The organism is Bacteroides sp. D2 (assembly GCF_025147085.1).
In the GTDB taxonomy this organism is placed as follows: Bacteria; Bacteroidota; Bacteroidia; order Bacteroidales; family Bacteroidaceae; genus Bacteroides.
The window spans coordinates 115,852-127,908 of record NZ_CP102261.1; the positions used below are offsets into that span (position 1 = coordinate 115,852).

The following is a 12,057-nucleotide window of genomic DNA, read 5'->3' on the forward strand; positions in this document are numbered from 1 at the left end:
AATACCAGCGCCCTATGAATATATCCGAATTAAGTATACGTCGCCCGGTATTAGCCACAGTATTAACGATCATTATCCTCCTTTTCGGATTCATCGGATACAACTATCTGGGTGTCCGCGAATATCCGTCAGTGGATAATCCGATCATTTCCGTGAGTTGCTCTTATCCGGGAGCTAATGCCGATGTTATCGAGAACCAGATAACCGAACCGTTGGAACAGAATATCAACGGTATTCCCGGTATCCGTTCTTTGTCCAGTGTGAGTCAACAGGGACAAAGCCGTATTACAGTAGAATTTGAGTTGTCCGTCGATTTGGAAACAGCAGCCAACGACGTGCGTGACAAGGTTTCACGTGCCCAACGTTATCTGCCTCGCGACTGTGACCCTCCGACTGTCTCAAAAGCCGATGCCGATGCCCAACCGATCCTGATGGTTGCTCTTCAAAGTGATAAACGTTCCCTGTTGGAATTAAGTGAAATAGCGGACTTGACTGTAAAAGAACAGTTACAGACCATTTCCGATGTAAGTAGTGTATCTATCTGGGGAGAAAAGCGTTACTCCATGCGTCTCTGGCTCGACCCGGTTAAAATGGCCGGCTACGGAATCACTCCTATCGACGTTAAAAACGCCGTAGACAATGAGAATGTGGAACTTCCTTCCGGTAGTATCGAAGGAAATACCACCGAGCTGACTATCCGAACACTGGGATTGATGCATACCGCAGATGAATTCAATGATTTGATTATCAAAGAAGAGAATAACCGTATTGTCCGTTTCAGCGATATCGGACGTGCCGAACTGGGACCTGCCGACATCAAGAGTTATATGAAAATGAACGGTGTTCCGATGGTGGGCGTCGTTGTTATCCCACAGCCGGGAGCCAACCATATTGAGATTGCGGATGCGGTATACCAGCGTATGGAACAGATGAAAAAGGACTTGCCGGAAGACGTACACTATAACTACGGTTTTGATAATACCAAGTTTATCCGTGCGTCTATCAATGAGGTAAAGTCAACGGTGTATGAGGCTTTTGTACTCGTAATTATCATTATCTTCCTCTTCCTGCGTGACTGGCGCGTTACATTGGTGCCTTGTATCGTAATTCCTGTCTCCCTTATCGGTGCATTCTTCGTCATGTATCTGGCCGGATTCTCCATCAATGTGCTTTCCATGCTCGCCATCGTACTATCGGTGGGACTGGTGGTAGATGATGCCATCGTTATGACGGAAAATATATACATCCGTATTGAGAAAGGAATGGCTCCGAAAGAAGCGGGCATAGAAGGAGCCAAAGAAATTTTCTTTGCCGTTATTTCAACGACTATCACACTGGTAGCGGTATTCTTCCCGATCGTCTTTATGGACGGAATGACGGGACGACTGTTCCGTGAGTTCAGTATCGTAATTTCCGGTTCGGTTATTATTTCCTCATTTGCCGCATTGACTTTCACACCGATGCTGGCAACGAAATTGCTCATAAAACGGGAAAAGCAGAGTTGGTTCTATGCCAAAACAGAACCATTCTTTGAAGGAATGAACCGGCTATACAGTCGGTCACTTGCCGCTTTCCTCGGCAAACGCTGGATCGCTCTCCCATTTACTTTCATCACGATTTGCCTGATTGGTATTCTATGGAATGCAGTTCCTGCGGAAATGGCTCCACTTGAAGACCGTTCGCAAATCAGTATCAATACACGAGGAGCAGAAGGTGTCACTTATGAATATATCCGGGATTATACGGAAGATATCAATCAGCTGGTAGACTCCATTCTTCCTGATGCGGAATCAGTGACTGCCCGTGTATCTAGTGGTAGCGGAAACGTGCGTATCACATTGCATGACATGAAAGACCGTAACTACACACAGATGGAAGTTGCCGAGAAGATTTCGAAAGCGGTGCAGAAGAAAACGATGGCGCGTTCATTCGTGCAACAACAGTCTTCTTTTGGTGGACGTCGTGGAAGTATGCCTGTTCAATATGTACTTCAGGCTACCAATTTGGAAAAGTTGGAAGAAGTGCTGCCTAAGTTTATGGCTAAAGTATATGAGAATCCTGTCTTCCAGATGGCGGACGTCGATTTGAAGTTCAGTAAGCCGGAAGCCCGTATCCAGATCAACCGCGACAAGTCCAGTATTATGGGAGTAAGTACCAAAAATATTGCTCAAACGCTGCAATATGGATTGAGCGGTCAGCGTATGGGATATTTCTATATGAACGGTAAGCAATATGAGATTCTTGGTGAAATCAACCGCCAGCAACGAAACAAGCCGGCTGACTTGAAAGCGATTTACGTTCGTAGCAACAGTGGGGATATGATTCAGTTGGATAACTTGATTGAGTTGGAAAGCGGTATTGCTCCTCCAAAGTTATATCGCTATAATCGTTTTGTGTCAGCTACGATTTCTGCAGGATTGGCAGATGGAAAAACAATCGGGCAAGGTTTGGACGAGATGGATAAGATTGCCAAGGAAACACTGGACGATACTTTCCGCACCGCCCTGTCGGGAGACTCGAAAGAATATCGTGAAAGTTCTTCCAGTCTGATGTTCGCCTTTATCCTGGCCATTCTTCTGATTTACCTGATTCTGGCAGCCCAGTTTGAAAGTTTCAAAGATCCGCTGATTATCATGTTGACAGTACCACTGGCTATTGCCGGAGCTTTGGTCTTCATGTATTTCGGAGATATTACGATGAATATTTTCAGTCAGATCGGTATTATCATGCTGATCGGTCTGGTGGCAAAGAACGGTATCCTGATTGTAGAATTTGCCAATCAGAAACAGGAAGCCGGAGAGGATAAAATGAGCGCCATCAAAGATGCTGCACTACAACGCCTCCGTCCGATTCTGATGACAAGCGCCTCTACGGTTTTGGGACTTATTCCGCTGGCATTTGCCACCGGAGAAGGTTGTAACCAGCGTATCGCCATGGGTACGGCAGTGGTAGGTGGTATGGTCGTATCCACTCTGCTTACGATGTACATTGTACCGGCTATTTACAGTTACATTTCGACTAACCGAATCAAAAAATTACAAGAATGAAACAGAAAGGAATTTGCATGAAACGCATCGCCTATATAACCATTGCATGTGCCTTCTTATCAGTCTCTTTTGCTAAGGCACAAGTCCTCACTCTAAAGGAGTGTCTGGAAGAAGGATTGCAAAATAATTACTCTTTACGTATCATCCACAACGAAGAGCAGATCAGCAAAAACAACGCAACGTTGGGAAATGCGGGTTACCTGCCTACATTGGACTTCTCTGCCGGATATACCGGAAACTTGGACAATATTGAAACCAAGGCGCGTGCTACCGGAGAAATAACAAAGAATAACGGAGTCTACGATCAGACGGTTAATGTCGGCCTTAACCTCAACTGGACTATTTTCGACGGATTCAATATCAGCACCACCTACAAACAGTTGAAAGAACTGGAACGTCAGGGAGAAACCAACACCCGTATCGCTATTGAGGATTTTATTGCTGCCCTGACTTCCGAATACTATAATTTTATTCAGCAGAAGATTCGTCTGAAAAACTTTCATTATGCAATGTCGCTTTCCAAAGAGCGCTTACGCATAGCCGAGGCTAGTCACCTGGTTGGTAAGTTTTCAGGACTGGATTATCAGCAGGCAAAAGTGGATTTCAATGCAGACAGTGCCCAATACATCAAACAACAGGAATTGCTCCATTCTTCACGCATCCAGTTGAATGAACTAATGGCCAACAACAACGTCAATCAAAACATTATTATCAAAGACTCTACCATTGACGTACACAGCGACTTGCAATTTGATGACTTGTGGAATTCTACGTTAGCGACCAATGCTTCTTTGCTTAAAGCCGATCAAAACACGGTACTTGCCCAATTGGACTACAAGAAAATAAACTCACGCAACTATCCATATCTCAAATTAAATACCGGATATGGATATACGTTCAACAAGTATGACATCAACGCAAACAGTAGAAGAGGTGAACTGGGTTTCAATGCCGGAATAACTGTCGGTTTTAATATATTCGACGGTAATCGCCGCCGCGAAAAGAGAAATGCGAGTCTGGCTTTCAAAAATCGTCGTCTGGAACGACAGGACATGGAGTTAGCACTCCGCTCTGATCTTAGTAACCTATGGCAAGCCTATCGCAACAATCTCCAATTGTTGAATCTGGAACGTCAGAACCTGATAACCGCCAAGGACAACCACGATATTGCCATGGACCGTTATATACAGGGAGACCTCTCCGGTTTTGAAGTGCGCGAAGCACAAAAAAGTTTGTTAGATGCAGAGGAACGCATCCTCTCTGCCGAATACAATACGAAACTTTGCGAAATATCCCTGTTGCAAATCAGCGGAAAGATTACGAAGTATCTGGAATAAGGAAGTAGTTTCCATTTATTTTTTTATTGGGTTAATCTTCTTATCGGGAAGGTTAACCCAATTTTTACTGCATAAAAAACAGTTATTATATATCGTTATTCTTCTTTCTTTCTACATTTGCATACCATAAAAACATTAAATAATAAAAGCCATGAGAAAACTAAGTCTTTTCTTACTATTACTTTTTATCCTGACAAATGCCTCAGCCCAAAAAGCAACAGATTACAGAAAACAGCAAAACTACAAAGAATGGGTACACATCGCTCCCAAATTTGACGATGATTTTTTTAAGACAGAAGAAGCCCAACGCATTGGTGACAACGTGTTACTGTATCAACAAACTACCGGAGGCTGGCCCAAGAATATCTATATGCCGGCAGAACTGACGGAACAAGAATATAAGGCAGCACTAAAAGCCAAAGAAGATACCAACCAAAGCACCATTGACAACAATGCTACCACGACAGAAATAGAATATCTGGCACGACTTTATCTGGCTACACAGAAAGAGAAATATAAAGAAGGAGTGCTGAACGGTATTCAATATCTGCTCAAATCGCAATATGAAAACGGAGGATGGCCTCAATTTTATCCACGTCCCAAAGGTTATTATGTACAAATCACCTACAATGACAATGCAATGGTGAGAGTCATGAATCAACTTCGGAGCATATACGAAAAGAAAGCTCCATATACTTTTCTTCCTGACAATATCTGCGAACAAGCACGCAATGCATTTAACAAAGGTATAGAGTGTATACTCAAAACGCAGGTGCGCCAAAATGGAGAATTAACGGTATGGTGCGCACAACACGACCGTGTCACTTTGGAACCCTGCAAAGCACGTGCTTATGAACTTCCGTCACTAAGCGGACAAGAGTCGGACAATATTGTATTGCTGTTGATGTCACTTCCTAATCCATCCGCAGAAGTTGTAAAATCCATAGAAGGAGCAATCAAATGGTTCCAAAAGTCTAAAATAAAAGGAATACAGAAGGAATATTTCACTAACAGCGAAGGTAAAAAAGACTATCGTATGGTTCCCTGTGAAGACTGTCCAACTCTCTGGGCACGTTTTTATGAACTGGAAACGAACCGGCCTTTTTTCTGCGACCGTGACGGCATTAAAAAATATGATATATCGGAAATCGGGCATGAGCGCCGGAATGGTTATAGTTGGTATAACAAAGATGGTAGTAAGGTATTGAAGAGATATGAAAAATGGAAAAAAGAACAGAATAAGTAATCACAAATGATGAAAGGCTGATATCTACACTACAAAAATAAATATCCGGAAAGTCTTTAAGTCCTCAAAAGATGAAATCCCCTCACTACATTGCAGAGTGAGGGGATTTTATAAATTCAGGGCATTTAGCCTCTTCTTAAAGTTTTATCCCAACAGGTTAAAACCGGTTATTTTGTGCAATTCCACGGTTTCAACTGTTTGAAGAAGTCATTACCCTTATCATCCACCAAGATAAATGCAGGGAAGTTTTCTACTTCAATTTTCCAGATGGCTTCCATACCCAATTCCGGATATTCCACACATTCGATGCTCTTGATGTTATTCTGTGCAAGGATAGCTGCCGGACCTCCGATAGAGCCAAGATAGAAACCACCATATTTCTTACAAGCATCTGTCACCTGCTGGCTACGGTTGCCTTTAGCCAACATCACCATGCTACCGCCATGACTTTGGAACAGTTCTACATAAGAGTCCATACGTCCTGCCGTAGTAGGACCCATAGAGCCACAAGCCATGCCTTCCGGGGTTTTTGCCGGACCTGCATAATAAATAGGATGATCCTTAATATATTGTGGCAAGTCTTCACCGCGATCCAAACGTTCTTTCAGTTTAGCATGAGCGATGTCACGCCCTACGATGATTGTTCCGTTCAGTGACAGACGGGTAGCAACCGGATATTTAGTCAGTTCTTTCAGGATTTCAGACATCGGACGATTTAAGTCGATCTTCACAACATCACCTTCACCAGCCTGACGCAGTTCTACAGGAATAAGTTCGCCCGGATTTGAATCCAGCTTCTCAATCCAGATACCGTCCTTATTGATTTTACATTTGATGTTACGGTCGGCAGAGCAAGACACTCCCAAACCTACCGGACAAGAAGCACCGTGACGAGGCAAACGGATGATGCGTACGTCATGAGCAAGATATTTACCTCCGAATTGCGCGCCCAATCCAATTTTGTGAGCTTCTGCCAAGACTTCTTTTTCCAGTTCGATGTCACGGAATGCGCGACCATATTCGTTTCCAGTAGTCGGCAAATTATCATAGAAATGAGTAGAAGCCAGTTTCACTGTCAATAAGTTCTTTTCAGCAGAAGTTCCACCGATCACGAAAGCGATATGATAAGGAGGGCAAGCGGCTGTTCCCAATGTTTTCATTTTTTCAACCAGAAATGGAACCAGTGTACCGGGATTCAGGATCGCTTTTGTTTCCTGATACAAATATGTCTTGTTGGCAGAACCACCACCTTTTGTTACGCAAAGGAATTCGTATTCCATACCTTCGGTAGCTTCGATGTCAATCTGTGCAGGGAGGTTACATTTTGTATTTACCTCATCATACATATTCAAAGGCGCATTCTGTGAATAACGCAGGTTCTCTTCAGTGTATGTTTTATATACGCCCAGTGAAAGCGCTTCTTCATCAGAATATCCAGTCCATACCTGCTGTCCTTTTTCACCATGGATAATAGCAGTACCAGTGTCCTGACAGAAAGGAAGTACACCTTTTGAAGCAACTTCTGCGTTACGCAGGAAAGTCAATGCCACATACTTATCGTTTTCACTTGCTTCCGGATCACTCAGAATCTTAGCAACTTGTTCGTTGTGCGAACGACGAAGCATGAATGATACATCACGAAAAGCTGCATTAGCCATCGCAGTCAAACCTTCTTTTTCAATTTTCAGGATGGGATTTCCTTCAAACTCGCTTACTGATACATAGTCTTTTGTAAGCAGATAATACTCAGTTGTATCTTTTCCCTTTTCAAACATGGGCTGATACTTAAACGGAGGTGTTGCCATAAGTTTCTTATTTTATTACGTAATGTTAGTTAGTGTGGCAAAGGTAGTAATTAAGAATGAAGAATGGCGAATGATGAATGAAGAATTAAGAATGAATAACGGAGAAAAGCAGGAACAGCAAAAGACAATCATAAACTATAAACAACGAGCGGTAAACAAGCTATGCCATTCATTGACATCTGCCGTTCACCGCTCACTATTTTATTTACAGTTTGCTATTTATCATATCCTGTTTATCATCCACAGTTCGCCATCTGCCACTCCTATTATGATTCGATTGCTTCAATCCGTTTGATTAACTCGTTTCCAAGAGCTGTTTTATCTTCAATATGTTTCAATACTGCTGTCACAAAGGTATTGCTTTCGAAATCACCGCGTACCTGCTCAAAATCCAGCTTCATTTCATCGTGAGAACCATCAGCACCGAATCCAGTCATGGAAGACAATGAGAATTCTTTCTTAGCGTCCTCATACACCATCCTATCCAATCCGACAACAGCTTGCTGCCATGCTTTCACAATACCGATGATATCTTGTGCCGTAATCGTTTCCGGATCTAAGCCATAGAATTCCTGAATCTTATGATAAGCCCATGTCCATTCATAGGTATAATAATTCTCGTGCATTTCCGCGAAACTTGCATTGATGGATTTCAAACGATTGACTGTTCCATTCTCAATACCATCCAACAATCGGTCGATTTCACTCTTGGGAGCAATCAGTCCGGAAACATCCACCCATTCGCCAAGTCCGATTTCCGTGTCAGGTTTCAGTCGCTGACGGATTTCTTCATTGGTCTGGAAATTAATACCCTCCAATCGTTTTATGATGGAGTTTCCCAAGAACTTGTGAATGGCGATTTCATAAAAACGAATTCCGTTATTTAGAGAAGAGTTCTTGATTTTAGCACTCTGGTAGGAGTAGATCTCTGAAGTTTCACCGGATACACGTTTCAATTCTTTCAAAATGGAACGTCCTTTAAACATCTTCTGAATGGTATAAGGACTCAGCAGGTTATAATTGATATAATCCAGCCGGTTCGGATCTTTTCGCTTATCACGCTTTGGCCATTTCTGTGCGTCACGGATAGTACCCACACTTCTCAAGTTTACTCCCGGAACCAGATAAGTGGTATTCCGCTGCTCTATCAGGTAAGAGAAAGGAAGATTGGAAGTATCGGCATGATTAACATGACGTCCCATTACCAAAGAGAAGGCCCCGACACGTGCCGGCCATAAGATATATGAATCGGAAGTAGTCTTCGCTCCTCTTTCCATCGTTCCCTGATGGATAGGACCTAACTTATACATGTGATTACTCTGGTTGGACCCCGAACCCGCATTCATAAACGAGAACATACCGGCAATCAATAAAGTAGATTTATGGTGTGTCACCGTAAAAGGACCTGCAAAAATAGCACATGCCTCACCGTTCTCTCCCTGACAATTACTAAAAAATAAAGAATCGGAAGCGGAATAATTGTGTCCCAGTTTACAGGATTGTCCGACGAAACAACGAGTCAGCATCGTACCGTCATCCACTTTAGAGCCGGAAGAAATAATAAAGTCATCACAGATTACACCATGTCCGATATGTACAGGTGCCGTCACATTACTATTGACGCTGCCATTGGATAAGCGGCAGGTCCCACAGATATGGCAGTAATCACCAATCCGGACATTCTTGATCGAGCCCGTATTGAGAATCATCACATGATTGCCAATACTGCCGACAGCAGAAGCATGTTTATTGGAATAATAATCCGCAATAGATTTCATGCGGTTTATCAACTCGGGACGATGGCGGTACAGTGCAAGTATATATGCCTGGTGCGCAGACAGTTTATCGTTCATCAACACCTCACGGCCTCCTGTTTCATTCAAGACAGCCACTTCCACTCCATTGCCGAAAGTGCTCAACCGATCCACTAAGATTATATCTACATTCTCAATGAAGGTGTCACTACCAATCTCATAATTAGCAATATAGTTCTGGATATTCTCAATACAACAGTTATCGCCCACCGATACATTATGCAACGTCACATGACGCAATCCCGAATGTTTCTTAATGCCCCCCGGCAATGTAAATTCTGCTTCGAATACCCCCAGTTTCACTTCACCCGAGAAACGGGTATGATGGACGTATTCACAATTAAAGCCCTCTGCCACTGATACATTTCCCCAATCATCGGCCAGACATGACTGGCTCTTCAACTGAAGTACCTCATCTTCAGTCAATCTACGATAGTCTTTCATTATAATAATGTGTTAACGTGCCCATATGCCGATGTATCAATTGGCTACGCGTGTTGCATAGAAATTGGTACATCCGCAGCTTGACATATTGATTATTCTTCCTCTTCTTCTTCGTAGGTCTGATAAAGAAAATCGTTATAGGGATATTTCTGAACGTGTAATTCTTTCACTCGCTGATAAACTACATTTTTCAGTTCGTCTATATTGATTCGTTCGCGGGCGGAAATAAAGAGACAGTTGTCCTCCATCTTTGCCATCCACGTCTTCATCAGTTCTTCGAGTGTTAAGTTTTCCTTTGTTCGGGGGGTAAGGTCGTCCGGCGCTTTCTCCACGTAGGTGTAAGCGTCTATTTTGTTAAATACAAGTATCATGGGTTTGCCACTGCCACCAATCTCTGCCAGTGTTTTGTTCACCACTTCAATCTGTTCCTCAAATCCGGGGTGGGAAATATCGACTACGTGTACAAGCAGATCCGCTTCACGCACCTCATCCAACGTTGATTTGAAAGATTCTACCAGATCGGTAGGCAACTTACGAATAAACCCTACCGTATCCGACAACAGGAACGGTAGATTATCGATAATCACTTTGCGTACAGTGGTATCCAACGTTGCGAACAGTTTGTTTTCTGCAAACACTTCGCTCTTTGAGAGAAGGTTCATCATGGTTGATTTTCCCACATTGGTGTAACCAACCAGTGCAACACGTATCATACGTCCGCGATTCTTACGCTGGGTAGCTTTCTGTTTGTCAATGTCTGCCAGACGTTCTTTAAGCAATGACATACGGTTCAGGATGATACGACGGTCCATCTCGAGCTGTGTTTCACCCGGACCACGAAGTCCCACGGAACCTTTACCACCACCGGCACCGGAACCACCTCCCTGGCGTTCCAAGTGAGTCCAGAGTCGCTGCAAACGTGGCAACATATATTTATACTGTGCCAGTTCTACCTGTGTCTTCGCATTGGCTGTCTGCGCACGCATGGCAAATATATCAAGAATCAGTGAAGTACGGTCCAGTATCTTCACTTTCAGTTCAGCTTCAATATTACGAATCTGTTTCGCAGAAAGTTCGTCATCAAAGATGACCATTCCTACTTCACGTTCTGCTTCCTCTTCGTCATGGATATATTGTCTGATTTCTTCCAACTTTCCTTTTCCAACATAAGTCACAGAGTTAGCTGTCGGCAACTTCTGTGTAAATCGTTTCACAACTTCCGCCCCAGCCGTCTCGGCAAGGAAAGCCAGTTCATCCAGATACTCGTTTGTTTTACGCTCATCCTGCGTCTGTGTGATGAGTCCTACAAGCACTGCTGTTTCTACTTTGGCTTCGGATATTACAAATTCTTTCATTCTTTACTTCTATTATATATAATAATGTGGGCGCAAATATAACAAAAAAAAAGAGGACAATGTTTTATTGTCCTCTTTTTCGTATCATTCAGGATTTAAAATATCCTATATTATTCTTCCATTGCACCTGCTATATCATAATCGAGAGTTGCCGTTACACCTTCCACTTTATTTTTCGCAACGTTATTCTCATAATAGAAAACATCATAAGTAAAGACGTACGCGCCTTCGCTTGTTTTCTCTGCAGATTTCACGTTCATGTAATAAGGTGCTTTCGTAGTCTTATCCACTACACCGGTGTTAATCTTCTCTGGATTATAAGCATCACCAACAGACAACATGCTTACAACATCATAATTCTCATCCAACAGGAACTGTAAATGTCCTGTAGCTGTAGATGCCGTTCCGGCAGCGGAATAAAGAGCTTTGATTCTGAATAATTGATTTCCATCCTCGCCTTCATAGTCGGAAGCAAATTCAAGAGGTGCTAAAATTCCACCATCATACCATTTGGCTTCCACAACCACAGGATGGTCTATCTCTACCCAATCATAGTCCTTAGACACAGATACAACGGTTGAAGAAGTTCCAGCTGCATAAGGATGATCTTTTCCCTCTCCCAGTGACAGTGTCAACTTATAAACTTCCTGAAATTTGCATTTATCATTAAGTTTCAATTCTACAGTCGCTTTAGATTCACCTTTTGCAAATAAAAACGCAGTCGGAACTTCTGTAAATTTCACTCCATCTATTTCCGAGCAGGATTTTACAGTTACAGGAACAGATACCGCTTCTTTCGTATTCAAACGGTTCAACGTCAGTTGGTATTTATTCTCATCCGGGTGTACTACAACCGAAGTAGTAGCAGCAGTAAAGTTTGCACCTAAAGCATTTTCATCTGCCTGCGGGCTCGTCACTTCAGTATCTTCATAGTCGCTACAGCTTACAAAAGACAAAGCCGGAACGATTAATAAATATAATAAGATCTTATTTAGTTTCATATGATTCA

General features: G+C 42.8%; 8 protein-coding genes. 4 read left to right on the forward strand and 4 right to left on the reverse strand.

Features of this window, described 5'->3' with window-relative positions; all coding sequences use genetic code 11:
- The first annotated feature begins 14 nt into the window (after nt 1-14).
- The 3 genes from NQ505_RS00495 (at nt 15) to pelA (ending at nt 5,630) form a co-directional block, all read left to right on the forward strand.
- Nucleotides 15-3,047, forward strand: a complete 3,033-nt coding sequence (locus NQ505_RS00495) for an efflux RND transporter permease subunit (protein WP_004326257.1) — start codon at nt 15-17, stop codon at nt 3,045-3,047.
- Entirely contained in the window at nt 3,044-4,384 is a 1,341-nt protein-coding gene (locus NQ505_RS00500) for a TolC family protein (RefSeq protein WP_008998954.1), read from the forward strand. The genes NQ505_RS00495 and NQ505_RS00500 overlap by 4 nt, the downstream gene beginning before the upstream one ends.
- Nucleotides 4,385-4,535: 151 nt before the next feature.
- Nucleotides 4,536-5,630, forward strand: a complete 1,095-nt coding sequence (gene pelA, locus NQ505_RS00505; protein ID WP_074637996.1) for a pectate lyase — start codon at nt 4,536-4,538, stop codon at nt 5,628-5,630.
- Between the two features lie 167 nt (nt 5,631-5,797).
- Here the strand turns inward: pelA and NQ505_RS00510 are convergent, their stop codons facing one another.
- The gene (locus NQ505_RS00510; RefSeq protein ID WP_008998956.1) at nt 5,798-7,435 is read right to left on the reverse strand and encodes a fumarate hydratase; all 1,638 of its coding nucleotides are present in this window, start codon (nt 7,433-7,435) and stop codon (nt 5,798-5,800) included.
- A gap of 34 nt (nt 7,436-7,469) precedes the next feature.
- On the opposite strand from NQ505_RS00510, the gene NQ505_RS00515 reads away from it, so the two are divergent.
- Nucleotides 7,470-7,730, forward strand: coding sequence for a hypothetical protein (locus NQ505_RS00515; RefSeq protein WP_229097412.1), 261 nt, complete (start codon nt 7,470-7,472; stop codon nt 7,728-7,730).
- On the opposite strand, the gene NQ505_RS00520 is transcribed toward NQ505_RS00515, so the two are convergent.
- From NQ505_RS00520 to NQ505_RS00530, 3 genes are all read right to left on the reverse strand, one after another.
- The gene (locus NQ505_RS00520; RefSeq protein ID WP_008998957.1) at nt 7,702-9,693 is read right to left on the reverse strand and encodes a DUF4954 family protein; all 1,992 of its coding nucleotides are present in this window, start codon (nt 9,691-9,693) and stop codon (nt 7,702-7,704) included. The two genes, NQ505_RS00515 and NQ505_RS00520, sit on opposite strands and share 29 nt — an antisense overlap.
- 92 nt (nt 9,694-9,785) lie before the next feature.
- On the reverse strand, nt 9,786-11,048 hold the full coding sequence (gene hflX / locus NQ505_RS00525) for a GTPase HflX (RefSeq protein WP_004306522.1): 1,263 nt from the start codon (nt 11,046-11,048) through the stop codon (nt 9,786-9,788).
- A gap of 110 nt (nt 11,049-11,158) precedes the next feature.
- Nucleotides 11,159-12,049: a hypothetical protein gene (locus NQ505_RS00530; protein WP_008998958.1), complete on the reverse strand. Its 891-nt coding sequence runs from the start codon at nt 12,047-12,049 to the stop codon at nt 11,159-11,161.
- Nucleotides 12,050-12,057: the final 8 nt, after the last annotated feature.